The organism is Neorhizobium turbinariae, from assembly GCF_023223505.1.
GTDB lineage: Bacteria > Pseudomonadota > Alphaproteobacteria > Rhizobiales > Rhizobiaceae > Neorhizobium > Neorhizobium turbinariae.
In genome coordinates, this window is record NZ_JALPRY010000006.1 from 102093 (window position 1) to 127060 (window position 24968).

General features: G+C 61.1%; 20 protein-coding genes and 1 riboswitch. Of the genes, 5 read left to right on the forward strand and 15 right to left on the reverse strand.

All coding sequences use genetic code 11. From position 1 onward, the window contains the following. Window positions 1-35 precede the first annotated feature (35 nt). A complete protein-coding gene (locus tag M0654_RS04910) occupies window positions 36-851 on the reverse strand; it encodes a DeoR/GlpR family DNA-binding transcription regulator (protein ID WP_118852218.1) in 816 nt (271 codons plus the stop codon). A gap of 201 nt (window positions 852-1052) precedes the next feature. Between M0654_RS04910 and M0654_RS04915 the strand changes: the two genes are divergently transcribed. Next, window positions 1053-3149, forward strand: a complete 2097-nt coding sequence (locus M0654_RS04915; RefSeq protein WP_248682080.1) for a bifunctional rhamnulose-1-phosphate aldolase/short-chain dehydrogenase — start codon at window positions 1053-1055, stop codon at window positions 3147-3149. A gap of 20 nt (window positions 3150-3169) precedes the next feature. Then, window positions 3170-4462 (forward strand): L-rhamnose catabolism isomerase, encoded by a 1293-nt coding sequence (gene rhaI / locus M0654_RS04920; RefSeq protein WP_248682081.1) that lies wholly within the window; start codon window positions 3170-3172, stop codon window positions 4460-4462. 49 nt (window positions 4463-4511) lie between these two features. Here the strand turns inward: rhaI and malQ are convergent, their stop codons facing one another. Continuing rightward, the gene (gene malQ / locus M0654_RS04925) at window positions 4512-6392 is read right to left on the reverse strand and encodes a 4-alpha-glucanotransferase (protein ID WP_248682082.1); all 1881 of its coding nucleotides are present in this window, start codon (window positions 6390-6392) and stop codon (window positions 4512-4514) included. Between the two features lie 90 nt (window positions 6393-6482). Next, complete coding sequence (locus tag M0654_RS04930) at window positions 6483-7367, reverse strand: helix-turn-helix domain-containing protein (RefSeq protein WP_248682083.1); 885 nt, start codon at window positions 7365-7367, stop codon at window positions 6483-6485. Window positions 7368-7636: 269 nt separating this feature from the next. On the opposite strand from M0654_RS04930, the gene M0654_RS04935 reads away from it, so the two are divergent. Next, a complete protein-coding gene (locus M0654_RS04935) occupies window positions 7637-9088 on the forward strand; it encodes an aldehyde dehydrogenase (protein ID WP_248682084.1) in 1452 nt (483 codons plus the stop codon). A 48-nt stretch (window positions 9089-9136) separates the two neighbouring features. Here M0654_RS04935 and M0654_RS04940 read toward each other — a convergent pair whose 3' ends face one another. The 4 genes from M0654_RS04940 to M0654_RS04955 form a co-directional block, all read right to left on the reverse strand. Further along, window positions 9137-9685, reverse strand: coding sequence for a DUF1003 domain-containing protein (locus M0654_RS04940; protein ID WP_248682085.1), 549 nt, complete (start codon window positions 9683-9685; stop codon window positions 9137-9139). Between the two features lie 92 nt (window positions 9686-9777). After that, the gene (locus M0654_RS04945) at window positions 9778-12030 is read right to left on the reverse strand and encodes a xanthine dehydrogenase family protein molybdopterin-binding subunit (protein ID WP_248682086.1); all 2253 of its coding nucleotides are present in this window, start codon (window positions 12028-12030) and stop codon (window positions 9778-9780) included. Window positions 12031-12042: 12 nt separating this feature from the next. Beyond that, window positions 12043-13059, reverse strand: a complete 1017-nt coding sequence (locus tag M0654_RS04950) for an FAD binding domain-containing protein (RefSeq protein ID WP_248682087.1) — start codon at window positions 13057-13059, stop codon at window positions 12043-12045. After that, on the reverse strand, window positions 13056-13580 hold the full coding sequence (locus tag M0654_RS04955) for a (2Fe-2S)-binding protein (RefSeq protein WP_248682088.1): 525 nt from the start codon (window positions 13578-13580) through the stop codon (window positions 13056-13058). Before M0654_RS04955 ends, M0654_RS04950 begins: the two co-directional genes overlap by 4 nt. Before the next feature lie 176 nt (window positions 13581-13756). On the opposite strand from M0654_RS04955, the gene M0654_RS04960 reads away from it, so the two are divergent. Both M0654_RS04960 and M0654_RS04965 read left to right on the forward strand, forming a co-directional pair. Beyond that, window positions 13757-14527 (forward strand): Crp/Fnr family transcriptional regulator, encoded by a 771-nt coding sequence (locus M0654_RS04960; protein ID WP_118852228.1) that lies wholly within the window; start codon window positions 13757-13759, stop codon window positions 14525-14527. 23 nt (window positions 14528-14550) lie between these two features. Next, window positions 14551-16476 (forward strand): hybrid sensor histidine kinase/response regulator, encoded by a 1926-nt coding sequence (locus tag M0654_RS04965; RefSeq protein ID WP_248682089.1) that lies wholly within the window; start codon window positions 14551-14553, stop codon window positions 16474-16476. A gap of 48 nt (window positions 16477-16524) precedes the next feature. Here the strand turns inward: M0654_RS04965 and ccoS are convergent, their stop codons facing one another. The 8 genes from ccoS to ccoN all read right to left on the reverse strand — a co-directional run bounded on the left by ccoS (window position 16525) and on the right by ccoN (window position 24596). Next, complete coding sequence (ccoS, locus tag M0654_RS04970; RefSeq protein ID WP_118852230.1) at window positions 16525-16689, reverse strand: cbb3-type cytochrome oxidase assembly protein CcoS; 165 nt, start codon at window positions 16687-16689, stop codon at window positions 16525-16527. Next, a complete protein-coding gene (locus tag M0654_RS04975) occupies window positions 16686-18968 on the reverse strand; it encodes a cation-translocating P-type ATPase (RefSeq protein ID WP_248682090.1) in 2283 nt (760 codons plus the stop codon). Before M0654_RS04975 ends, ccoS begins: the two co-directional genes overlap by 4 nt. A gap of 2 nt (window positions 18969-18970) precedes the next feature. Then, the gene (locus M0654_RS04980) at window positions 18971-19468 is read right to left on the reverse strand and encodes a FixH family protein (RefSeq protein ID WP_248682091.1); all 498 of its coding nucleotides are present in this window, start codon (window positions 19466-19468) and stop codon (window positions 18971-18973) included. Next, window positions 19465-21054, reverse strand: a complete 1590-nt coding sequence (ccoG, locus tag M0654_RS04985; protein WP_248682092.1) for a cytochrome c oxidase accessory protein CcoG — start codon at window positions 21052-21054, stop codon at window positions 19465-19467. The genes M0654_RS04980 and ccoG overlap by 4 nt, the downstream gene beginning before the upstream one ends. Before the next feature lie 136 nt (window positions 21055-21190). Further along, the gene (ccoP, locus tag M0654_RS04990; RefSeq protein WP_248682093.1) at window positions 21191-22054 is read right to left on the reverse strand and encodes a cytochrome-c oxidase, cbb3-type subunit III; all 864 of its coding nucleotides are present in this window, start codon (window positions 22052-22054) and stop codon (window positions 21191-21193) included. A 1-nt stretch (window position 22055) separates the two neighbouring features. Beyond that, complete coding sequence (locus M0654_RS04995; protein ID WP_118852235.1) at window positions 22056-22208, reverse strand: cbb3-type cytochrome c oxidase subunit 3; 153 nt, start codon at window positions 22206-22208, stop codon at window positions 22056-22058. 12 nt (window positions 22209-22220) lie between these two features. Next, window positions 22221-22952 (reverse strand): cytochrome-c oxidase, cbb3-type subunit II, encoded by a 732-nt coding sequence (gene ccoO, locus M0654_RS05000; protein WP_118852236.1) that lies wholly within the window; start codon window positions 22950-22952, stop codon window positions 22221-22223. 12 nt (window positions 22953-22964) lie between these two features. Continuing rightward, window positions 22965-24596 carry a cytochrome-c oxidase, cbb3-type subunit I gene (gene ccoN, locus M0654_RS05005; protein WP_118852237.1) on the reverse strand — a complete coding sequence of 544 codons (1632 nt, stop codon included), beginning with the start codon at window positions 24594-24596 and terminating at the stop codon, window positions 22965-22967. Between the two features lie 146 nt (window positions 24597-24742). Then, window positions 24743-24845: riboswitch (TPP riboswitch) on the forward strand. Window positions 24846-24968: the final 123 nt, after the last annotated feature.

A 24968-nucleotide genomic window follows, 5' to 3' on the forward strand; every position in this document is an offset into this window, starting at 1 on the left:
CGTTGACGTTACCTTCCTCCCGCCGGTCGCGCTCCTCATGCGACAGACGTGAATTCCTCCTTGTCGGTGCCCGCTGCCGCCGCCTTGGCAATCAGCAACTTGGCGCCTGCGTCCTCGATCATCTTCGCTGCCTGGTCCTCGATTCCCGGATCGGTGATGATCGTCGTCACCCGATCGAGCGGGCAAAGGATGAGGCTCGACCGGCGGCTGAATTTCGATGAATCCGCCATCACGATCAGTTCTTCCGCTTGGCTCATCAGCTTCTGCTCGCTCTGGATCACCAGCGCATCCGCTTCCATCACGCCCAGCGGCCCGATCCCTTGCGCGCCGATGAACATGCGGCGTGCGTAGAAATTGCGGATCGCATCATTGTCGAACGGCGACAGGATCAGACTCTGCTCGCGGTAGATGGCACCGCCGGGCACCGTCACGGTGCTCTTGGAATGCTTCACCAGGTGTTCGGCGATGGCGAAGGAATTGGTCATCACCTGCAGCCGCCGCGCAGACATGTAATGCACCATCTGGAAGGTCGTGGTGCCCCCATTGATGATGATCGAGTCACCGTCGCCGCAGAGTTCGACCGCACAACGGGCAATCGCGCGCTTCTTGTCGATGTTGACGGATTCGGAAACGCGGAACGGACGTGCGGCAAGGTTACCCAGGGTCGGTGGATGCATGGCTTCTGCGCCACCGCGAACCCGGCGAAGTTTCCCCTGGATATGCAAAGAGGCGATGTCGCGCCGTATCGTTGCCTCGGACGCCTCTGTCAGTTCGGCGATATCCTGGACCGTGACAACCGCCTTCTCCTGGATGGCGCTCAAGATGATCCGATGGCGCTCGCGCTCGTGCATATGCATCCTCCTGAGGCTCATCATGTTCCGTTTTCTGCGGCTGTCAATCATAATCAATCATGGTCAACTCTGACGCGCTGCAACATGAACGATAATGATCGTTTGTGATTGACAGCTGGCGCGATGCGGCGTGATAACTGCGGCCACGGTAGATGACGTGTGATGCGTCATCAGGAGCCGGAACAGCTTGGGAGGAATGCGATGACGGGCCAAACCCGGCTTCTCGAAAACCGTTGGGATGATGCCTTTGCTGCGACGCTCGATGAGCCTGGCAAGCTGCTCTATCGCTCCAACCTCCTCGGTGCAGACAAGCGCATCACCAACTATGGCGGCGGCAATACGTCGGCCAAGGTCATCGAGACCGATCCGCTCACGGGCGAGCAGGTGCGCGTGCTGTGGGTGAAGGGATCCGGGGGCGATGTCGGCACGATCAAGCTCGACGGCTTCGCGACCCTCTATCTCGATAAGCTGGAAGCGTTGAAAGGTATCTACAAGGGTGTCGATGACGAAGACCGGATGGTCGGCTTCCTGCCGCACTGCACCTTCAACCTCAACCCGCGCGCCGCATCCATCGATACGCCACTGCACGGTTTCGTGCCGTTCGCGCATGTGGACCACATGCACCCGGACGCGATCATAGCGATTGCTGCTTCCAAGAACTCGCGGGAGCTGACGCAGCAAATCTTCGGCAACGAGATCGGCTGGCTGCCATGGCGGCGGCCGGGATTCCAGCTGGGGCTTGATCTTGAAGCTTTCGTCAAGGCCAATCCCAATGCCAAGGGCGTTGTGCTGGAAAGCCACGGGTTGTTCACGTGGGCGGATGACGCAAAGGATTGTTATGAGCTGACGCTCGATATCATCAACAAGGCGATCGAGTGGTTTGCTCGCGAGACCGAGGGCAAGACGATCTTTGGCGGCGCGGTGGTCGAAAGCTTGCCGCAGGCGGAACGGCGCGCCATCGCCGCGCGCCTGATGCCGGAAATCCGCGGGCGCATCGGTCATGTGGAGCGAAAGCTCGGCCATTTCGATGATCAGGATGCCGTGCTCGAATTCGTCAACTCGAAGAACCTGAAGCCGCTCGGCGCACTCGGCACTTCTTGCCCCGACCACTTCCTGCGCACCAAGATTCGGCCGCTAATCCTCGATTTTGATCCTGCCAAGCCGGATGTTGATGCCGTGATCGCAGCGCTTGACCAGGCGCTGGAAGCGTATCGCGCGGACTACAGCCGCTATTACGAAAGCTGCAAGCACGGCAACTCGCCCAAGATGCGTGATCCGAACCCGGTCATATTCCTGGTGCCGGGCGTTGGAATGCTCTCCTTTGCACGCGACAAGGCAACGGCGCGCATCGCTGGCGAATTCTATGTCAACGCCATCAATGTCATGCGTGGTGCGTCGACCGTCTCGGAATACCAGGGGCTGCCGGAACAGGAGGCTTTCGACATCGAGTACTGGCTGCTCGAGGAAGCAAAGCTCCAGCGCATGCCGAAGCCTAAGAGTCTCGCCGGCCGCGTGGCATTCGTGACGGGCGGCGCCGGCGGCATCGGTCGGGCCACCGCAGCGCGGTTGATGGGCGAGGGGGCCTGTGTCGTGCTGGCCGATATCGACGGTGCGGCGCTGGAGGAAACGAAGACGGGGTTCGAAAAAAGCTTTGGCAGGGATGTCGTGCGTGGCGTACTGCTCGATGTAACAAGCGAGGAAGGCGTCACCAACGCTTTCCGCGAAGCCTGCATTGAATTCGGTGGCATCGACATCCTTGTGTCCAATGCCGGCATCGCTTCGTCTGCTCCGGTTGAGGAAACGAGCCTCGATATTTGGAACCGGAACATCGATATCCTGGCGACTGGTTATTTTCTGGTGTCTCGCGAGGCATTCCGGCTGTTTCGCCGCCAGAAGCTCGGCGGCAACGTCGTCTTCGTCGCCTCGAAGAACGGGCTCGCTTCCTCGCCCGGTGCGTCCGCATACTGCACGGCAAAGGCTGCCGAAATCCATCTCGCCCGTTGCCTGGCATTGGAAGGTGCGGAGGCAGGAATTCGAGTCAACACCGTCAATCCAGATGCCGTGTTGCGGGGCTCCAAGATCTGGAACGGCGAGTGGCGCGAGCAGCGCGCCGCGTCTTCCAAGATCGAGGTAAGCGAGCTTGAGGAACATTACCGCAAACGGTCGCTGCTGAAGCTCAACGTGCTTCCGGAGGACATCGCCGAAGCCGTCTACTTCATGGCGTCGGATGCATCGGCGAAATCGACGGGCAATATCATCAACGTGGATGCCGGCAACGCACAGAGCTTTACGCGGTAAGGCGCTCTTGGGAGGAGCACATGTCTGAAATGAAGATCGCCGCGGATGTAATTGCCGCGGAAAACGAAGCCCGTGCGCAGGCGCTCGACGCCGAATATGCGGCGCTTGGCGAGACGCTTGCTCGGCGCGGCATCGAGATCGATAACATTACGGACAAGGTGTCGGAGTTCTCTGTTGCCGTACCGTCCTGGGGCGTCGGCACCGGCGGCACCCGCTTCGCACGTTTCCCTGGAGGCGGCGAGCCGCGCGGAATTTTCGACAAGCTCGATGACTGCGCTGTCATTCATCAGCTGACGCGAACGACCCCTACAGTTTCGCTTCACATCCCGTGGGACAAGGCGGACCCGAAGGAATTAAAGGCGAAGGGGGAGGCGCTCGGCCTCGGCTTCGACGCGATGAACTCGAACACCTTCTCGGATGCGGTCGGGCAATCGCAGTCGTACAAATACGGCTCTCTCAGCCACACGGACGCAGCCACCCGGGCCCAGGCAATTGAGCACAATCTTGAATGCATCGAGATCGGCAACGCGATCGGCTCGAAAGCGCTGACCGTATGGATCGGTGACGGCTCGAACTTCCCGGGCCAGAGCCACTTCACGCGACAGTTCGAACGGTATCTCGCGTCCATGGCGGAGATTTACAAGGCGCTGCCGGATGACTGGCGCCTGTTCTCCGAGCACAAGATGTACGAGCCGGCATTCTATTCGACCGTGGTTCAGGACTGGGGCACCAACTACCTGATCGCCAACACGCTTGGTCCGAAAGCCTTCTGCCTCGTCGATCTCGGACATCACGCGCCGAACACCAATATCGAAATGATCGTCGCCCGGCTCATCCAGTTCGGCAAGCTCGGTGGCTTCCACTTCAATGACTCGAAATATGGCGACGACGATCTCGATGCCGGGGCGATCGACCCTTACCGGTTGTTCCTCGTGTTCAATGAACTGGTCGATGCAGAACATCGAGGCGTGGATGGCTTCCACCCGGCGCACATGATCGACCAGAGCCATAACGTCACAGATCCGATCGAAAGCCTGATGGCGAGCGCCAACGAGATCCGCCGCGCTTATGCCCAGGCGTTGCTGGTCGACCGAGCAGCCCTTGAGGGATACCAAGACGAGAACGACGCGCTGATGGCTTCGGAAACGCTCAAGCGCGCCTACCGGACAGATGTAGAGCCGATCCTGGCGCAAGCCCGACGCCGTGCCGGTGGCGCGATCGATCCCATTGCCACCTACCGTGCCAGCGGCTACCGCAAGAAGGTGACGATGGAGCGGCCTGCGTCTGTGAGCGGTGGCGGCGGTATCGTCTGAGGAGCAGCAACAGCGGGCTGAAAACCAGTCTCCGGTTTGTCCGCCTAGATCAACCTTTCTCTCCGGCCCGCGGGATCTCGCGGTTCTGCGCCTCGGCGATCCGCCGGAACAGGCTCATCTCACCCAGTGCTTCGAGCGAGACTTTCAGCTTCAGTCGCCAATTCGGATATTCATCGACTGTGCCGGGTACGTTGGTTGATCGGCTCTCGCCGACCATGTCCGCGAGCCTCACGGCGACCAGCATGCTCCGCGTTTGCAGGAGAAACCGGTGAGCCGCCACCAGAAGGTCGGCTGTCATTTCCGGCCAACGGTGGAGATTGGCTTTACTTGAGGGGATGAGTTCCGCCTTCGCCAAGGCCTGGAGCAGTGTCAGTTTACGTTCCGCGCGCTCTTCACGAAGACGAACCGCGGCTTCGGCATCGAACAGCCCGACCTCTTCGGCAAGCTCTATGTCGGCACCGCGCCACCAGCCTTTCAGCGGCGGCAGGTCATGGGTCGAGAGACACCCGAGCGACAATGCAAGAGGCGCGTCCGCGGCCGGTTGTTCTTCCGCCAGATCTTCGAAATAAAGAACCCGGTAACCCAGCACACCAGCTTTCTGGAGCGCGGGACGGAAACCATCCGGTACGTTGCCGAGATCTTCTCCAATGACGACCGTCTGGCGCTCTTGCGAAACTTTCGCCAGCGATGTGATCATCTGCGTGAAGGGGTAGCGGAGATATCCGCCTGCCGAGGCTTCCTGGTCTTGCGGGATCAGGAAGAGCTGCCACAGGGTCATTGCGTGGTCGAGGCGCAGCGCGCCTGCAAAACGGGCGGAGCTGTCGATCAGCCGGCCATAGTGTGATGTGTCGGGATCGAGAAGATGCTGCGGATGCAGCGGCACCAGACCCCAGTCCTGCCCCTTGGAGCTGAAGGCGTCCGGCGGTGCGCCAACCTTCATCGACGGCAGAACCAGGCCGGGTGTCGACCAGGTTGACGAACCATCAGGCACTTCACCGACAGCGAAATCAAGGTAAAGCCCGAGCTCTAGGCCAGCCCTCTTTGCAAAATCTGCCGCTTCCTGCATCTGACGCGATGCCAGCCATTGCAGCCAGGCATAAAATTCGATGTCATCGCCGTGCTCTGCAGCATGACGTTCGACAGCCGGTGCGTGCCGGTCCCGATACTCTTCCGGCCAATCGCGCCAACCGCTGCCGTGCCCACGCTTCACCATCGCAGACGACAGGCTCTCGAACAGACAGTGGCCGAGGAGCGCATCACCTTTCTCGCTCTTGAACTGCTCAAAGTCGTTGCGCGAGAATTCTTGCCATTCCTCCATCTTCCAGTCGTCCCAGAGCTTTCGAAGGACCAAGAGCTTGAGCCTTGCAACGGCGGGATAATCGACTGTTTCTGAGGACCGCAGCCGCGCCAGTTCCGCATGGTCAACGAGATCCTCTCGAAACCCTGGAAGCTGGTCGACGGCGATATGCAGCGGGTTGAAGAACAGGCGGCTGGATGGGGAATAGGGACTGTTGCGCTGCGGGTCAGACAGGAAAAGCGCGTGCAACGGGCTGAGCCCGATGAAACTCGCGCCGACCGAGGCCGCAATGCGGCTCAGGGTCTTGATGTCCTCGAAGTCACCGATGCCCCAGTCGCGCTCGGACAGGATCTCGTAGATCTGGACGGAAATGCCCCAAGCCCCATCCCTCTGCAGCCATTCGGGGAGATAACATTTGACACCGTCCGGAACGTCGAGCGCCGGTTGCGGCCAGCGCTTGTCGGCGGTGGGATCAGGCTCCTGTTCGATACCCAGCGCCTTCAGGATTTCCCGGCGCGTGGCATCCGGGATTTCCTTTGTTTCACCCTGAAGGTCCTCGTAAGCTTTCGTCACCCCCAGCTTCTCGGCCCAGTCTTCGACCTTCGGGCGATCTATCTTCTGTTGTTCGGGCATCGGCTTGTCCTACGGCTTTGAATTCCGTGGCAATCAACAAGCTTTCGTTCCCGAAGTTCCTCAAGCGCCCATCTTGCTGTGCCGGTTCGGCTAAGGCCAGGCCGCGTAGCTGTCCTGCGCGGCACCTCGTCGGTCTACCGCTTGCTGCCGATACTGTCTCGGCGACATCCCCATCAGCCGCTTGAAGAACCGGCTGAAATAGGCCGCGTCGCGAAAGCCAAGAAGCTCGGCAATCTCCCCAGTCTGCATGGCAGAAGAGTGGAGCAGACGGGCGGCTTCCGTCAGCATCCGCGCATGGACAACCTCCATCGGTGACCGTCCGGTGGCGCGGCGAATCGCCGTGTTGAGGCGGTCCGAGGTGACACCCAGCGCGGACGCATATTGCGGCACGCCCCAGTGGTCACGGACGTGAAGTTCAACGAGATGCACGAAACCACGCACGATCATCCGCGGCGAGGGTTGGCCCGGATGCTGGACCGGATCAGACATACGCCAGATCTTCAGGAGCAGGAGTGCGATGTAGTGTTGGACGGCTTCACGGCTGCCCGCTTCGTCGCCTTTCAGTTCGCCCTCGATCGAACCCAGCAGGTTCAGCATCTGCCGCGCGTCTGCTGCTGCCGATCGACTGATGAGAAGCCGGGTGATGGCCTCGCGAACCTGCGTCGACACAGCGCCCGCCGGCATGGCCTGGCCAAGGATGACATCCGGAGCAGCCAGCATCCCGCCTTCCGATCCCGCCTCCAGACTGATCGACCCGTCCGTTGCCGGCGACCATACAACGACCGGGCCCTCCAGTGCGGAGTGCCGACCGTTCGCGGTGATGCTTCCGCTCCCGGAAAGGATGATGAACAGGTAGTCGAGGTTTTTCCGCAGCGTCCAGATCAACGGATGGAGGCTGCTACCGAACAGGCGGGCCTCCATTGCCGATGCCGTTGGCGGCGCGAACGTGATCGCAGATTGGACAGGTTCTCTCAAACGGCGCCTCCTTCGCAAAAGTACAAATTTCTCCGCTGAAAGTCTATTGTGTCCGCGTGGTGCTCCCCTAACCTGTGCCCGCTCGCCGAGGCGGATGTTTACAAACCGGCAAGCTCGAATCCGTAGGAGCGGACCGCAAGGGAGGACCATCACGACGATGAAAAGCGAAGACCGATCCTGACGGCACAGCACCCTTCCGAAGCTTTGCCAGCCGCGCCGTACGATGCGCCTCGCACGGCGCCACCAATCAATACAATGAGGAGATGCCCATGACGGTACTTGGATTGAAGATCGACAACCGCGAAATCGACGCCGCTGACGGTCGTACATTCGAACGCCTCAACCCGATCACAGGCGAAGTGGCGTCGACCGTCGCTGCCGCATCCGTGGAGGATGCCCGCAAGGCTGCCAATGCCGCAGCCAAGGCCTTTCCCGCCTGGGCCGCCACAAGCCCGGGCCAACGCCGCAAGATCCTCAATGCCGCTGCCGACAAGCTGCAGGAAAAGGCGCCGGAATTCGTCGCCGCCATGGCAGGCGAAACCGGCGCTACGGCCGGGTGGGCGATGTTCAACGTCACGCTTGCTTCCGACATGCTGCGGGAGGCCGCCGCAATGACGACGCAGATCACGGGCGAAGTGATCCCGTCGAACCGTCCGGGCAGCCTCGCCATGGCGGTGCGCCAGCCTGCGGGCGTGGTGCTCTCCATGGCGCCATGGAACGCACCGGTGATCCTGGGGGTCCGTTCGATCGCAATGCCCCTCGCCTGCGGCAATACCGTCGTGATGAAGACATCTGAAATCTGCCCACACACACACCGACTGATCGTGGACGCGCTTCATGATGCCGGTCTGCCGGAAGGTGTGCTGAATGCCATCTCGAACGCGCCGGAGGACGCCGGCCCGATCGTGGAGACGCTGATCGCGCATCCGTCCGTGCGGCGCATCAACTTCACCGGCTCGACCCGCGTTGGCCGCATCATCGCGGAAACCGCCGCTCGTCACTTGAAGCCTGCGCTTCTGGAACTCGGCGGCAAGGCACCGTTCATCGTTCTCGATGATGCTGATATCGATGAAGCTGTCGCGGCCGCAGCCTTCGGCGCCTACATGAACCAAGGCCAGATCTGCATGTCGACGGAACGTCTGGTTGTCGATGACAAGATCGCCGACCAGTTCGTGGAAGCCATGACCGCGAAAGTGAAGACCCTCAAGGCTGGCGACCCGCGCCGGAGTGATGCGCCGCTTGGTTCGCTCGTTGATCTGCGTGCGGCGCAGCGCATCGAGGCGCTCGTGCGCGACGCTGTATCAAAGGGCGCGGTACTGGCAGCAGGCGGGCGTGTTGAAGGCACCGTCATGGATGCAACGCTGCTCGACCGTGTGACGCCGGCGATGCGGATCTATGGCGAGGAAAGCTTCGGCCCGGTCGCTTCCGTCGTGCGTGTTGGCTCGATTGATGAGGCTGTAAGAATCGCCAACGATACGGAATATGGTCTCTCGGCCGCAGTGTTCGGTCGCGACGTCAACCGTGCGATGAGCGTGGCGCGGCGGATCGAAAGCGGTATCTGCCACATCAACGGCCCCACCGTCCACGACGAGGCGCAGATGCCGTTCGGTGGCACCAAGGATTCCGGTTACGGACGCTTCGGCGGCAAGGCCGGTATCGCGGAGTTCACCGAGTTGCGCTGGATCACCGTCCAAGACGGTCACCTCCACTACCCGATCTAAGAACGAAAAAAGGCGATGCAGCCCGTAGCGGCTGCATCGCCTTCGAAGTCAGTTCTCCGACTCCGATTCGATACGATCGAGCACCGCCTCGGGCGCGACATCCTTCTTCAATTCGTGGACTTCGTGATCGGCATCCGTTGAGACCTCGAGCTTCTTGGCGATCGCCTCGACCATGGCGATGAGCCGCGTCGTCTCATGCTCATTGAGCAGGTTTACCTGCAGGTCCAGGTCCGCTCGCATGTCATCCTCGGCAGCCATGCGGTTCTGGTTGATCAGCACGAAGGTCGACAGGAAGATCGCCTCGACCGAGGCTTCCATCGCCAGGATCACCAATGACGGGTCCCATGGCTCGATGATGGGGATCCATCCGAGGTTCACGATGATCCACGTGCTGTAAAGGACGAGGTGGATGTAGACGAACGCCATCGAGCCGGCGAAGCGGCTAATCGCCGCCGCAGCCCGTTCCTGCAGCGACGCTGACTTCTGCGCCTCTTTGCGCCGCTGCATGACGGCATCGATGTTTCGCGCAAGAGCAGGCGTCAAGCCGTCTGCCGCTGGATTGGTCGGACTGGCGACCGGAGTGTTCGCTGTTGCCATGGAGGGATCAACACCATCATCTATCTATCAAGCGGCGGCCGCTGATCATCACGAACATCCGGCGGCGCTGCAGGTTCCTCATCCAGTCAAAGTCAGTGTCGATCAGGTTCGGCGAGGAGCTTGTCGATCGTCATCGGGAAGTGACGGATCCGCTTGCCCGTGGCGTGGAAGATCGCGTTCGAAACCGCAGCGGCAACGCCCACGATGCCGATTTCACCCAGCCCCTTCACACCGATCGGGCTCACCTTGTCGTCGTCTTCCTTCACGAAGATCACCTCGACGTCCTCGATATCGGCGTGAGCCGGCACATGATATTCTGCAAGGTTGTGGTTCATGACGCGCCCGGTGCGGTGGTCGACCATGCCTTCTTCATGCAAGGCCATGCCGACGCCCATAACCACGCCGCCGAGGATCTGGCTGCGCGCCGTCTTCGGGTTCAGGATCCGGCCGGCTGCCACCGCTGTGACAACGCGGGTGACGCGCGGAATCAACAGTTCTTCGTCCACCTTTACTTCAAGGAATACGGCCGAATGCGTATAGGCTGAAAACTTCTTCATTGTCGCCGGGTCCGGCGCCACCTTGCCATGCTCCTCCACTTCCGAAACGCCGGCAGCCTCCATAATGTCAGCAATTGCGACGCCGACCTGATGATTGGCCTGCAGCACAAGCCGCCCGTCGGCGATCTCGACCTGGTCTTCTGAAGCATCGGCGAGCGGGGAGTTCGGCATGGACTGCGCGTGCTTCAACAGCGTTGCGACGACGGCTCTAGCAGCAACCTGAACGGCCGATCCGGACGAGGCGGCGGTCCATGATCCGCCTTCGACGCTCGTCTTTGGCAGGCTGGAGTCGCCGATGCGGACAGTGACGGCCTGGGGCGCTACGCCGAAGGCTTCGGCAGCAACCTGGTTGAGGATGGTGTAGGTGCCGGTGCCGATGTCGGATGCGGCGGCCGAAACGACCACTTTGCCGTCGGATGACAGGCTGACCTTTGCTTCCGCTTCGGAAAGCTGGGCTTCCCAGAACCCGGTCGCCATGCCCCAGCCAACAAGGTCATTGCCATCTCGCATTGACCGCGGTTCATGGCTCCGGTTCGCCCAGCCGAAGCTCTCTGCTGCTTCACGATAACAGGCGTGCAGAGCCTTGGATGTCAGTTCCTTGTCCTGGTTCTGGTCTACATGGATGAAGTTGCGGATGCGCAGCTCCAAGGGATCTATGCCGACCTCGTAGGCGAGTTCGTCCATGGCTGTTTCCAGCGCGGTCACCCCGGACGCTGCACCTGGCGCACGCATATCGCCGGGCGTCGAGCGGTCGAGCTTGGCAATCTCATAGGAGATCTTCACGTTGTCGCACTTGTAGGCCATGCCCGACCAGTTGGCGACGTTCTCCTGGTAATCCTCGTAACGCGAGGTGCCGCCGAGGGCGTGGTGCATGATCGATTGCAGGTTGCCTTCGGCATCGGCCGCCAGTGAAACCTTCTGCAGGCAGACCGGCCGCCAGGTCAGGTAGAACATCTCGCGCCGGCTCATCTCGGCCTTGACCGAACGCTTCAGGTCGAGGCTCGCCATCACCGCCAGGAAGAGCTGGTATTTGGGGCGCAGACCCTGTCCGAAGGCACCGCCGACGAACTTGTTTTGCACGACCACGTTCTCAGGCTTCAGGCCGAAGACATTGCAGACGTAGTCATGCGAATTCTGCGGGCCTTGCGTCTTGTCGTGGATCGTCAGGCGCCCGTCGTTTTCCCAAAGCACCGTCGAGCCGAACAGCTCCATCGGATTATGGTGCTCTCCTTCCATGTAATACTCGGAGGCGATCTTGTGGGGCGCCAGCGCGAAGGCGCCTTCCGCATCCCCCCGTGGCTTCGGCGGCATGAACTCCTTCATGCGCGGTACGGGCGGCTCATAGCCGTTCGCCTGCTCCTGGAGAAGATCGGTATGAGGATCATACGCGGCGTAACGGACGCGGATCAGTTCCGCCGCATCACGTGCGACCTCGAAGTTCTCGGCGACGACGAAGGCGATCGGCTGCCCATCGAACTGCACATGGTCGTCCTCAAGCGGCCGCATCGTGTAACCCGGAAGGGCGACTTCGTCCTTCCACTTTGACTCGCGCTTCGCCACCGTCGGACGGTTCTTGTAGGTATAGACCTTCACCACGCCGGGGAACCGTTCAGCCTCGGAGACATCGATGTCGGTAATGCGGCCCGTGGCGATGGTTGCTGGCAGGACACAACCGAACAGCATATCCGTGGCAAAGTGTTCTGCGGCATAGCGGGCTTTGCCGGATACCTTCAAGGGACCGTCTATACGTGCAAGAGGAAGCCCGACCACCTTGGATTCGTTCAGCATGATCTTGGCTCCTTACTGTATCGCCTTGACGACTTGGTCCTGCGGGCGGCCAGCGGCAGCCTGCTTGAGCGCGCGAATGATCGCCTTCTCGGCGAGCGGGATCTTGAAGTCGTTGTGACCCTGTCCCTCAGCACCTGACAGCAGGCGGTCGGCGATCTGCATGAACGTCGCCTCATTGGCCTGTTGACCTGCAAACTCGGCCTCCGCGAGCGCGTCCCTCCACGGCTTGTGAGCCACACCGCCGAGAGCGATGCGCAGGTCGACGATCTGTCCTTCCGCGACTTCCATGGCGGCTGCAACCGACACGAGGGCGAAGGCATAGGAGAGGCGGTCGCGCAGCTTCAGGTAGGTGTAGTTTCGGTTGAAGTGGCTCCTCGCAATCCGCAGGGCTATCACCATCTCGCCAGCCTGAAGCGTGTTGTCCCGTTCAGGATGCTCGCCCGGCAGACGATGGAAATCGGCAAAATCAATATCCCGATTCCCGTCCGGCCCTTCCACTTCGACAGTCGCCCCCAACGCGGCCAAGGCGACGCACATGTCCGACGGATGCACCGCGATGCATTTGTCGCTCGCGCCGAGAATGGCGTGGATGCGGTTGACCCCACCAATCGCCGAGCATCCGGTGCCTGGCTCGCGCTTGTTGCAGGGGGTCGACGGGTCATAGAAATAATAACAGCGGGTTCGCTGCAGCAGGTTGCCGCCGGTGGTGGCAGCATTGCGCAGTTGTGGTGAGGCGCCTGCCAGGATCGCGCTCGACAGTAGCGGGAACCGCTCCTTCACCCGCTCGTCGTAGGCAAGCGCCGAGTTGCTCACAAGGGCGCCGATCCGCAGACCACCATCGGGAAGCTCTTCGATGTCCTTGAGCGGCAGGCGATTGATGTCGATGATCGCGCCGGGGCGCGCCACATCATACTTCATCAGGTCGACAAGGTTGGTCCCACCGGCAAGCAGTTGTGCATCGGGATTGGAAGCCAGAGCAACAACCGCGTCATGGACCGTCTCGGCGCGGGTATAATCGAAGCGTCTCATTCGGCAGCCTCCTTGTACGGCTGTGCCCCTTCCGCGCCCAGCACCTCCTCGATCGCATCTGCAATGTTGCTGTAGGCGCCGCAACGACAGAGATTGCCGCTCATTAATTCGCGGATATCGGCGCGCGAACGGGCGCGTCCTTCCTTCACCAGTCCGACAGCCGAACAGATCTGCCCCGGCGTGCAATAGCCGCACTGAAAGGCGTCGTGCTCAACGAACGCCTTCTGCATCGGATGCAGGTTGTCAGGCGTACCAAGACCTTCGATCGTGGTGACTTCGACACCGTCCAGAGAGACTGCGAGCTTTAGACAGGAGTTGACGCGCTCGCCGTTGATCAACACGGTACATGCCCCGCACTGGCCGTGGTCGCAGCCCTTTTTCGTGCCGGTCAGCTCCAGAGGACCACGCAGAATATCCAGCAATGTCACCCATGGCGGGATGTCGAGCGACCGGTTTTCGCCATTGATGGAGATGTTGACGGAACAGGTCGGGAGGCCGGAGCCGGGAAGCGCGGAATCCATGAAGCTTGCCTTTTCTCGATAGAACCAGCCGGTAACGGCAGCCGGTGCGGATTGTTCCTGAGCAGCGGCATGAGGGGGCGGCCGGGCCTGTTACAGTCTGTTACAAAACAGCACCATTTTTCACACGTCAGGCATCAGCGTGTTACGGCCGCGCGACCATAAGGCTCCATCACAGAATGGAGACCAAGCCCGTGTTTCTCACCGCTTATGCGAATGCCCATCAGGTCGCCAAAGCAACGCCCTTCGCGGAAGCCGAAAACCTGCATTCGCTATTTGCGAAGCAGCCTCTGGAGCAGCTCGGCGCCGGTCAGTCCCTGTTCTTCGAAGGAGATGAAGCAAAGCACGTCTTCGAGATCGTCGAAGGCACCTTCCGACTCTTCCGGATCCTTGGGGATGGTCGCCGCGTCATCACCGGCTTCCTTTACGCGGGCGATATCGTCGGAATCTCGATGAAGGACTGTTACCTCTACAGCGTTGAGGCAATCGCGTCGGCCAAGATCAGAAGACTGAGCCGCCGGGCATTCCAGTGCGCCGTGGCAGAATCAGAAATACTGAGCGCCCTGGTTTTCGAGCATCTCTGCGACGAGATGGCTTCGGCTCAGGATCAGATGGTCCTGTTGTCGTGCAAGAGCGCGGAAGAACGGCTCTGCACCTTCCTGCTTCGGCACATGAACCGCACGAAGGCCGACGGTGCCGGACGTTTCGTCATCGAGATCCCCATGCCGCGCCAGGATATGGCCGACTATCTCGGCCTCACCATCGAGACCGTGTCGCGCACCATCACAAAGCTCATCGGCAAGGGTGTTCTCACCGTCGTTGATCCGGCGGCGCGCCACTTTATCAAGGTCGACAAGCCCGCAGCGCTTGCACAACTTGCCGGAGACGGCGATGAATGCATCGACATGCGTCGCGACCATGCCGTCTCTGGAGGTCGCCGGCGTCACTGACGGCTAGCATCCATGGGTCCATCATGAGCGGTAAGACACCGAACGACAATAATACCGATTATCTGCTCGATGCTGTCACCAACGTACTCAACGCAGCAAACCTTATCGTCCATGGGGAGGACGGCGTCATCAGCCGATGGACGGCCGGATGCCAACAGCTTTACGGCTGGGCTGCGGAAGAAGCGATCGGCAAGGTCGTTCACGAGCTTCTCGTTACCCGCTTTCCCGAGCCGCTCGATGCCATTCGCCGGCATGTCCGGCAGCACCATCATTGGCAGGGTGAGGTCGTCCATCGACACAAGGACGGTCGTTCGGTCGTCGTGGCGACCCGCTGGGTTGCCGTCAACCCGACACCCGGCGGCCCGACCATCATTGTCCAGACAAACAATGATGTCACGGAGATGAAGAGGGTGCAGAACAATCTGGCCGAGCGCGAAGCGCATCTTCGATCGATCCTGGACACGGTTCCGGAAGCCATGGTGGTCATTGACGAGGTCGGGATCATCACCTCCTTCAGCGCCGCTGCTGAGCGGCTTTTTGGATTCACGGAAGACGAGGTCGCCGGCAGAAACGTCAAGATGCTGATGCCGTCTCCGGACCGCGAAGCGCATGACGGCTATATCTCCCGCTACCTGGAGACGGGCGAACGGCGCATTATCGGTTATGGCCGGGTGGTGACCGGGCAGCGCAAGGACGGCTCCACCTTCCCGATGGAACTGGCGGTCGGGGAGGCGCTGACTGACGGCAAGCGCATTTTCACCGGCTTTATCCGTGACCTCACCAGCCGCCACAAGATCGAGGACGAACTCCGGCAGTCCCAGAAGATGGAAGCGATCGGGCAGCTCACGGGCGGTCTTGCGCACGACTTCAACAACCTTTTGACGGTCATCAGCGGCAATCTCGAGATGATCGAGGACCGGCTCGCCGACGACAAGCTGCGCGTACTGCTGCGAGAAGCCCAGGACGCCGCGGAAGACGGCGCCAAGCTGACAGGGCAGCTGCTTGCGTTCGGACGGCGCCAGCCTCTCAACCCGAAGCTTGTCGATATCGGCAACCTCGTCTCCAGCTTCTCTGACCTACTTCGGCGTACTCTCGGCGAAGCGATCGAGTTCCGCACCATCGTCAACGGCGCCTCCAACGAAGCCCTGGTGGACGGCTCGCAACTGCAAAACGCATTGCTGAACCTCGTGCTCAACGCGCGGGACGCGATGCCGCGGGGCGGTAAGCTGACCGTCGAGATCTCGCGTGTGCGGCTCGATGTCGATTATGCCCAGATGTATCCGCAGGCGCGCACAGGAGACTACGTGCTGATCTCCGTGACCGACACTGGCGAGGGCATGACCGCCGACGTGCGTGAGAAGGCATTCGAGCCCTTCTTCACCACCAAGAGCGTCGGCTCCGGCACGGGCCTTGGTCTCAGCATGGTCTACGGCTTCGCCAAGCAATCGGGCGGTAACGTCCACATCTACAGCGAGCCTGGTCAGGGCACGAGCATCAGGATCTTCCTGCCCGCCGCAGTGAAGGCCGAAACAACAGGCATTGATGCTGATGCCGCCGGTCCGCGCCCGACCCAGAGCATTCCAACAGGTACGGAAAAGATCCTGGTGGTTGAGGACGATGCACGCGTCCGTCGTGTCACGGTCTCGCGGCTTACCGGCCTTGGCTACGACATTGTCGAGGCGTCCGACGGCATCGAGGCGCTCGAACGCCTGAGCGAGCACGATGACATCGCGCTCTTGTTTACCGACATCGTCATGCCGGGCGGCATGGCAGGCGACGAGCTGGCGGCGGAGGTGCGTGTGCTTCGGCCTGAGATCAAGGTGCTCTTCACCTCGGGCTATGCCGAACCCACCATCGCAGGGCGTGAGCTTGCGCAATCCGGCAACTGGCTGAAGAAGCCGTATACAGCGCGCGAACTCGGCACCCGCTTGCGTGAACTGCTGGACTAAGAATTCCAAGAAGCGGCGAGGTCGCCGCTCCAATTCTTCCTGCATCTTCTATTTGTGCTGCTGTCGGTCTTCGGGAGGCTCGTCACCGAGGGCACGCCAAGCTGCGCCGTCCAGGTCTTCGTATTGACCGGTCTTGATCGACCAGAGGAAGGCAAGCAGACCCAGTGCGCCCAGGAAGAGCGCGATCGGGATGAGGTAGATGAGCATGTTCATGCTGCTTTAGCCCCTGTGAGCGACGGCTGCGTCGCAGCCGCTTCGGCCTTGTCCGCCCCCGAGTGAACCGAAAGGTTCAGCCGCAAGGCATTGGCGACCACGATCAGCGAAGACGTCGACATGGCAACGGCCGCAATGAGCGGCGTTGCATAGCCGGCGAGCGCGATCGGCACGGCGATGATGTTGTAGCCGATCGCAAGCGCAAAGTTCTCGCGGATCAGCCGCCCAGCCTTGCGCGACACGTCGATGGCCATGGGCACGGCTTCCAGGCTGTCGTGCATGAAGACGAAATCTGCAGCTTGACGGCCAATATCGGCGGCTGTGGCCGGGGCCATGGAAACATGCGCTGCAGCGAGCGCCGGTGCATCGTTGATGCCGTCGCCGACCATCAGGACACGTTTGCCGTCTTGTGCCAGCGACGAGCAGAATTCTGCCTTGTCCTTTGGCGATAGCTCGGCATGCCAATTCTTGATGCCGAGCGTGGCGGCGAGATCGGCCACAACAGCCTTTCGATCACCCGAAAGAATGCCCGCCGAAAGCTTCATCTTCTGCAGGGCCTCGACAGCAGACGGCGCGCCGGGCCGGAGGATGTCCTGGAACTCGAACACCGCCACTTCCTTGTGATCGAGCGACAGGACCACTTCCGAGGCAGCATTGCCGGATGCGGTATTGTCCATGCCGAGCGCAAAGCGCCGGTTACCCAGGCGATAGATGCCCTTCTCGGTTTGCGCCTCAAGCCCGTTTCCCGGCAGCTCAATGACATTGTCGAAGACTGCGACCGGACCCGAAATAGCGCGCGCAAGTGCGGCCGAAAGCGGATGTTTCGAATGGAGTGCCAGCCCTGCAGCAACCGCCAACTGTTCGCGGCCGTACCTGCCGATATTGAGGACGCGCGGGCGGCCCACGGTCAATGTTCCTGTCTTGTCGAACAGGACGGTATCGGCTTCCGCAAGACGCTCCATGGCCGAACCATCCTTCACCATGATGCCGTTCTTGAACAGGCGCCCGGCTGCGACGACCTGGACGACGGGCACAGCAAGCCCCAGCGCACAAGGGCAGGTGATGATGAGCACGGCGATCGCAATCAGCATCGCCTGTTTCCAGTCCCCGCCGATGATGCCCCAGGACAGGAAGGCGACAAGCGCAAGCAGATGGACCGCCGGTGAATAAATCTGCGCGGCGCGATCGGCGATGCGGCGATAGCGCGCCCGGCCGCCCTCGGCCGCTTCCATCAAGGATACAACCTCCGACAGGAAGCTGTCCTTTGCCGCCGCCGTAGCCTTGACGATGAGCGAGCCGGTGAGGTTCAGCATGCCGGCCTGGAGCGCATCTCCGGCCTTGACGGAAACCGGGGCGCTTTCGCCATTGACGATCGAGATGTCGAGATCGCTGGTGCCGCTCACCACGGTGCTATCCACCGGTACGCGATCACCTGCCGCGACGGAGACTTGATCGCCTGGCCGGATCTCTTCAACCGCTCGATATTCACGGGTCCCGTCAGCCGCCACGACCATCGCACCTCGCGGCGAAAGACGCGTCAGGCCGCTGATTGCCGAACGCGCACGATCGCGCATGATGTGATCAAGCGTCCGGCCGATCAGCAGGAAAAACAACAGCGAGACAGTTGCGTCAAACCAGGCATGCGAGGCGTGATGAAGCGTCTCCCAGAGCGAAACGACGTAAGAAAGCGTGATCGCCAGCGCGATCGGCACGTCCATGTTGGTGTGGCCGCGCTTCAAAGCCGCCCAGGCGGAGCGGTAGAAGAACCGGCCACCATAGATCAGCGCCGGCGCCGCGATCATCGCGGAAATCCAGTGGAAAAGGTCACGCGTCGCCGTATCGGCTCCGGACCAGACAGAGACCGAGAGCAGCATGATGTTGGCTGCCGCGAATCCGCATAGTGCCACGGCGCGGATCAGGTCCTTCTGGAGCTTGTCACCAGCGTCGTCGGCATCCTGGAAGAGATGCGCCTCATATCCCGTCGCGTCGGTAATTGCCTTCACAAGTTCAACCGGATCCGTCGGTTCTCCGGACACCTCTTCCTTCCAGACGATTGACACGCGCTTTGTCGAAAGGTTGACGCGCGCACGTTCGACGGACGTACGTTTGGTCAGGGCGTTTTCGATCACCGTGATGCAGGTGCCGCAATGGACCTGCGGCACGCTGAGGTCCATCTGGCGAAGGCCAGGACCGACGGAGCGGCTCGACAGCACGAGCTCCTCAGAAGACGGCAGCGGATGATCCAGCGAACCTTCGACGCCGGGCGCACAGCAGGTCATCGTTATCTCCGCACCGAGATGCGCTCTACCTGGTGAAGGATACGCTTGCCGTCGCGCGTGGCGCTGGCATCAACGATCCACTCTCCTGGCAGGACTTCATGTTGTGTCGTGAACACGCCCTTAGAGACCGGAACGAGATCAAGCTCGAAATCCTGATGCTCGCCGACCGGCCGCTTGAACGCGAGGACGAGTTCGTCGGCAGCGACCAAGCCGTCGTCCGGATGGCTGATCTCGAAGCGGATGTCGGAGCCGTCGATCAGCAAGGTTCCGACAACGCCCGATGCTGCCAGGGCGCGAGCCTCGGCCGCCTTGCCGTTGAACTGCTGGCTGGCGACATAGGTGTTCTGAGCCACCAGACCGCTCCAGCTCGTCACGGCGTTGTAGGCCATGTAGACGTTGACGGAGATGATGGTGCCGAAAAAAAGCACCAATACGCCAATCATGTGCCACCCCGTGAAGACGAAGCCCTTGCCGTTGGAGAGGCTTGCATTGCGGCTCATTTCTTCGCTCCTGGTGTGTTGAAGGTGGCGGCATATCTGTCGGCTTCGTGGCTCGACCGGTCCTCAGCGATGAAGTGGAAGTCATTGACTTCGGACGCGATCGCCTCCTTCGGTAGCGTGACGAACACCTTGAGGGCCATCGTCTTGTCGGGTTCTACCTGGACGGCAAAGAGCCTGCCCGGAACCTCGGTGATACCGGTGATCTTCATCGTTGCTTCCGGCAGCCCGTCCATCGACAGCAGGATCGTGCGCGGTTCGGGGATCATGTTGAGCAGCCGGATGGTGTAGCCGTTGCGGATCGACCCGTCAGACTCCAGCACGAACTGGGGGTTGCGGTCGTGGAGCACGTTGATTTCCAGGCGGTGGCGCGACAGCAGGGCGTAGACAAGGCCGAGGCCGACCAGCGTCCAGACACCGAGATAAAGCAGCGTGCGCGGCCGCAGGATGATCCGCCAGTTGAAGTGGCGGACCTTGTCGATGAACGATCCGTCCGGGTTGCGCACCTTGGCCGGGTCGATGGCGGTCGTACCGTGCTCGGTCGCGAGTGCCATATTGTGCTCGTATTCGCTCAGCGTTGCATAAGCGATCAGGCCGCGTGGCTTGCCGATCTTGTCCATGACGCTGTCACAGGCATCGATGCAGAGCGCGCAGGTGATGCATTCCATCTGCTGGCCGTCGCGAATGTCGATGCCCATTGGACAGACGGCGACGCAGGCATTGCAATCGACACAGTCGCCAACTGGTTGGCCTGCAGCGGCGGCCTTCTTAGCATGCCGGCTGCGTGGTTCACCGCGCCAGTCGTTGTAGGTCACGACCAGCGAATGTTCATCCAGCATCGCGCCCTGGATGCGCGGCCAAGGGCACATGTAGATGCAGACCTGCTCGCGCATCAGCCCGCCCAGTACGTAGGTCGTGGCGGTCAGGATAGCGACGGTGGTATAGGCGACAACCGCGGCATTGCCAGTGAGGAAGTCGAAGGCAAGGGTCGGCGCATCAGCGAAATAGAAGATCCACGCACCGCCGGTTGCCACCGCAATGACGATCCAGGTGGCGTGCTTGACGACGCGGCGCCAGAGCTTGTCAAACGTCCACGGAGCCGCATCAAGTTTGATGCGGGCATTGCGGTCACCTTCGATGAAGCGCTCGACGGCAAGGAAGAGGTCCACCCACACGGTCTGGGGACAGGCGTAACCGCACCATGCGCGGCCGACGGCCGAGGTGACGAGGAACAGCCCGAAGCCCGCCATCACCAGCAGGCCGGCGACAAAGAAGAATTCCTGCGGCCAAATTTCAATGAAGAAGAAGTAGAAGCGGCGGTTGGCGAGATCGACCAGCACGGCCTGGTCCGGGGCATAAGGCCCACGATCCCAGCGTATCCAAGGCGTCAGATAATAGATGCCAAGCGTGATGAGCATCACGAGCCACTTGAAGCGCCGGAAGCGACCTTCCGCTTTTTTCGGGAAGATTTTCTCGCGCTTGGCGTAAAGCGGCTCGCGTGGCTTGTTGCGTGAATGGGCAGGCTGGACGTCGATGCGTTCAACAGACGCAGGCTCGGTTTCCAGGTGGGGGGCTGTGTAGAGATTCATTGGGCCTATCCTTCTGGCCCGGTTGTGGCATCCGCCACCTATTCCCGCTTTGACCAATGTCAACTCGGCAGCGTGTGCCGCCCAAAGAAAAGGCCGCCCGGTTGCCCGAGCGGCCTTCGTTCAATGTGTTCAGGTCTTACTGCCCGCCACCCAGCGAGTGGATGTAGACGCTGAGCTGCTTGACGGCGACTTCACCCAAGCGACCTTCCCAAGCGGGCATGACACCATGCCGCGGGGCGACGATCTGCTGTGCAATGCCTGCCTCTCCGTCGACCTTCAGCCAGATGGCATCGGCCAGCGCAGGTGCACCCATGTCCTTGTTGCCCTCGGCACTCTCGCCATGGCACGAGGCGCAGTTGTCGGCGAAGAGCTGCTGGCCGGGAGCGACCATCGAGGGATCACGCGGCGTGCCCGTGAGGCTGACGACATAGGCGCTGATCTGGCGCACCTCCTCAGGCTTCAGCATATCGCCAAACGCGGGCATCTCCGAGACACGGGTATCAGGATCGGCGGGATCACGGACGCCATGGGCGATCGTCTGGTAGATGTCGTCGAGACTACCGCCCCAGAGCCATTCATTGTCGTTCAGGTTCGGATAACCCTGGCCGCCCGCAGCACCGCTGCCATGGCAGGGCGTGCAGTTGACGCGGAATGCTGCCGCACCGGCTGCGGTCGCGAACTGCGACAGTTGAGGATCCGCCACGATATCCTGCAGCGAGGAACTCGCAATCTTCTCGACCACCGCACCCTGTGCCGCCTTTGCGGCATTAAGGTCAGAGGCGAGTTCCGCGCGGCTCGAATATCCGAGCACCCCTCTGGTCGCTTCGTTGATCAGCGGCCAGGCGGGGTAGAAGATGCAATACGCGATCGCCCAGAGGATTGTCGCGTAGAACGTCAAGACCCACCAGCGTGGCATGGGGTTGTTGAGTTCGCGAATGCCGTCCCATTCATGGCCGGTTGTTTCGACGCCGCTGACGTCATCGACATGTTTTTGCGCCATCTTAGTCTTCCTTCAGGGGGATCTGTGCGGCCTCGGTGGCACGGGCCTTAGCAGCAGGACGAAACATGAAAAGAACCACGCCGAGGAAGAAGAGGGTCATGGCGAGCAAGCCCCAGCTGTCGGCGAAGTGACGCATGGCAGTGTAGATTTCCATCGTCTTAGCTCCTCAGCGGTAACCGGCAGCGTCGTCATAGGTGGAGAAGTCCACCAGCGTGCCGAGCATCTGCAGGTAGGCTACCAGTGCATCCATTTCGGTCAGCTTTTGCGGGTTGCCGTCGAAATCACCCACCTTCGCCTTGGGATAGCGAGCAAGCAGGCCCGAGGTATCGGCGTCCGGATCGGCTTGGGCCGCAAGGTCTGCCTTGGCGTTCTCGATCATCTCGTCCGAATAGGGGACGCCGACGGCCTTGTTGGCCTTCAGCTCCATCGACACGTCGGTCACCTTGAGCGGCGTTTCCTTGAGGAAGGCGTAACTCGGCATCACCGACTCCGGAACCACATCGCGCGGCTCGGTCAGGTGCTGCACATGCCATTCGTTGGAGTAGCGGTCGCCAACGCGGGCGAGATCAGGCCCGGTTCGCTTCGAACCCCACTGGAACGGGTGATCGTACATCGACTCCGCAGCAAGGCTGTAGTGACCGTACCGCTCCACCTCGTCACGGAAGGGACGGATCATCTGACTGTGGCAGACATAGCAGCCTTCGCGAACATAGATGTTGCGGCCGGCGAGCTCGAGCGGCGAGTAGGGCCGCATGCCCTCCACCTTCTCGACGGTGTTCTCCAGGTAGAAGAGGGGCGCGATCTCGACGATCCCGCCGATGGAGACGACGAACAGCGAACCGACGAGCAGGAGCGTGGCGTTGCGTTCGATATGATGATGTTTGTCGAGGATTGACATCGAAGGAACTCCTTACTCGGCCGGCTGCAGGGCAGGGGCCTTCGCAGCAGGACGGCCGATCGGGGCCTCGTCGCGCTGGTGACCGAGGATGGTCATGGTGATGTTGAAGGCCATGATGAGAGCGCCCGCCAGGTACAACCCGCCGCCAATGGCGCGAAGGACGTAGTAGGGGATCATCGCGGCAACGGTTTCAGCGAACGAGTAGACGAGGAAGCCCTGGTCATCGTATTCGCGCCACATCAGGCCCTGCTGGACGCCGGCAACCCACATGACGGCTGCGTAGACGACGATGCCGAGCGTGGCGAGCCAGAAGTGCCAGTTGACCATGCGCAGCGAGTAGAGGCGCTCGCGGTTCCACAGCTTCGGTACCATGTAATACAGCGCGCCGAAGGTGATGAGGCCGTTCCAGCCGAGCGCACCCGAGTGAACGTGACCGATGGTCCAGTCCGTGTAGTGGCTGAGCGAGTTGACCGCCTTGATCGACATCATTGGACCTTCGAAGGTGGCCATGCCGTAGAAGGCGACTGCCATGATCATCATGCGGATGATCGGGTCCGTGCGGATTTTGTCCCATGCGCCCGAAAGCGTCATCAGGCCGTTGATCATGCCACCCCACGAGGGCATCCACAGCATGATCGAGAACACCATGCCGAGCGTCTGCGCCCAGTCGGGCAGCGCGGTGTAGTGGAGGTGGTGCGGGCCGGCCCAGATATACATGAAGATCAGGGCCCAGAAGTGGATGATCGACAGGCGGTAGGAATAGACCGGGCGGTTCACCTGCTTCGGAATGAAGTAGTACATCATCCCCAGGAAGCCCGCGGTCAGGAAGAAGCCGACGGCGTTATGGCCATACCACCATTGGGTCAGCGCGTCCTGGACACCTGAGAATGCCGAGTAGCTCTTGATGCCCAGGAACGAGACCGGAACCGCCAGGTTGTTGACGATGTGCAGCATCGCAATCGTGATGATGAAGGCAAGATAGAACCAGTTCGCCACGTAGATGTGGGGTTCCTTGCGCTTCAGGATCGTGCCGAGGAAGACCAGCAGGTAGCAGACCCAAACGATCGTCAGCCAGATATCGACATACCATTCCGGCTCGGCATACTCCCGGCTCTGCGTGATGCCGAGGAGGTAACCGGTCGCAGCCATGACGATGAAGAGCTGGTATCCCCAGAAGACGAACCAAGCCAGGTTGCCGCCGAAGAGCCGCGCACGACAGGTGCGCTGGACCACGTAGAACGAGGTTGCAAGCAGCGCGTTACCGCCGAAGGCAAAGATTACCGCGGACGTATGAAGCGGGCGCATGCGGCCAAAGCCAAACCACGGCTCGATGTTGAGATCCGGGAAAGCGAGCTGCAGCGCAACGACAACGCCGACAAGGAAGCCTACGATTCCCCAGAACACCGTTGCGATCGCACCGTAGCGGATCACCTCGTCAAAGTATTCGGATTGTCGGGCGGCCACCGCGGCCGGATCAGGCCGTGTGAACGAGATGCGGCGCATCAGGACGATGGTGCTGATCAGCAGCACCACGAAGAGAACCCACATATGGGCTGCGAACTGACTATCGTGCGCATAGGCCGCGCCTAGAAGAGCGAGGAAGGTGCCGATCGCCAGGATGATCGTCTCGGAGACGTAAGTCATGGTCTTTGAACCTCACAGCGCACCCGCGCTGCCAGTTGATGGATTGTCACTACTGTCTGCTGACATATCGGAGAGAGTTCCGGTTTGACCTGCATCAACCAGACGGTCGCGCCTGTTGACAGCCGGCGGCAAACATTCCAGTCTGCGGAAATTCCGAGGGGGGCATCGTGCGGTGCTGAGATGGCGGTGAGCCGGACCCTTGAACCTGATCCGGGTCATGCCGGCGTAGGAACGGAAACGGCGTCACCTCTCGCGATGACACTTTCTCTTCTCCGCTTCACCTGGGTCTCCGTGATTGGTTTATCTGGAGTTCGCCCATGATGTTCGAACACGCTTACCCGATCGCGGGATCCAGGGCCTTCCTCACCTCGT

Bases quoted from the DNA above. Each gene is read 5' to 3' on its own strand.
- M0654_RS04975 (WP_248682090.1), bottom strand. From the start codon at position 18,968: ATGACCTGCTGTGCGCCCGGCGTCGAAGGTTCGCTGGATCATCCGCTG.
- ccoS (WP_118852230.1), bottom strand. From the start codon at position 16,689: ATGAACATGCTCATCTACCTCATCCCGATCGCGCTCTTCCTGGGCGCA.
- M0654_RS04915 (WP_248682080.1), top strand. From the start codon at position 1,053: ATGACGGGCCAAACCCGGCTTCTCGAAAACCGTTGGGATGATGCCTTT.
- M0654_RS04945 (WP_248682086.1), bottom strand. From the start codon at position 12,030: ATGCTGAACGAATCCAAGGTGGTCGGGCTTCCTCTTGCACGTATAGAC.
- M0654_RS04980 (WP_248682091.1), bottom strand. From the start codon at position 19,468: ATGAGCCGCAATGCAAGCCTCTCCAACGGCAAGGGCTTCGTCTTCACG.
- rhaI (WP_248682081.1), top strand. From the start codon at position 3,170: ATGTCTGAAATGAAGATCGCCGCGGATGTAATTGCCGCGGAAAACGAA.
- ccoO (WP_118852236.1), bottom strand. From the start codon at position 22,952: ATGTCAATCCTCGACAAACATCATCATATCGAACGCAACGCCACGCTC.
- ccoP (WP_248682093.1), bottom strand. From the start codon at position 22,054: ATGGCGCAAAAACATGTCGATGACGTCAGCGGCGTCGAAACAACCGGC.
- M0654_RS04940 (WP_248682085.1), bottom strand. From the start codon at position 9,685: ATGGCAACAGCGAACACTCCGGTCGCCAGTCCGACCAATCCAGCGGCA.
- M0654_RS04950 (WP_248682087.1), bottom strand. From the start codon at position 13,059: ATGAGACGCTTCGATTATACCCGCGCCGAGACGGTCCATGACGCGGTT.
- ccoG (WP_248682092.1), bottom strand. From the start codon at position 21,054: ATGAATCTCTACACAGCCCCCCACCTGGAAACCGAGCCTGCGTCTGTT.
- M0654_RS04955 (WP_248682088.1), bottom strand. From the start codon at position 13,580: ATGGATTCCGCGCTTCCCGGCTCCGGCCTCCCGACCTGTTCCGTCAAC.
- M0654_RS04995 (WP_118852235.1), bottom strand. From the start codon at position 22,208: ATGGAAATCTACACTGCCATGCGTCACTTCGCCGACAGCTGGGGCTTG.
- M0654_RS04960 (WP_118852228.1), top strand. From the start codon at position 13,757: ATGGAGACCAAGCCCGTGTTTCTCACCGCTTATGCGAATGCCCATCAG.
- malQ (WP_248682082.1), bottom strand. From the start codon at position 6,392: ATGCCCGAACAACAGAAGATAGATCGCCCGAAGGTCGAAGACTGGGCC.
- ccoN (WP_118852237.1), bottom strand. From the start codon at position 24,596: ATGACTTACGTCTCCGAGACGATCATCCTGGCGATCGGCACCTTCCTC.
- M0654_RS04935 (WP_248682084.1), top strand. From the start codon at position 7,637: ATGACGGTACTTGGATTGAAGATCGACAACCGCGAAATCGACGCCGCT.
- M0654_RS04965 (WP_248682089.1), top strand. From the start codon at position 14,551: ATGAGCGGTAAGACACCGAACGACAATAATACCGATTATCTGCTCGAT.
- M0654_RS04910 (WP_118852218.1), bottom strand. From the start codon at position 851: ATGCACGAGCGCGAGCGCCATCGGATCATCTTGAGCGCCATCCAGGAG.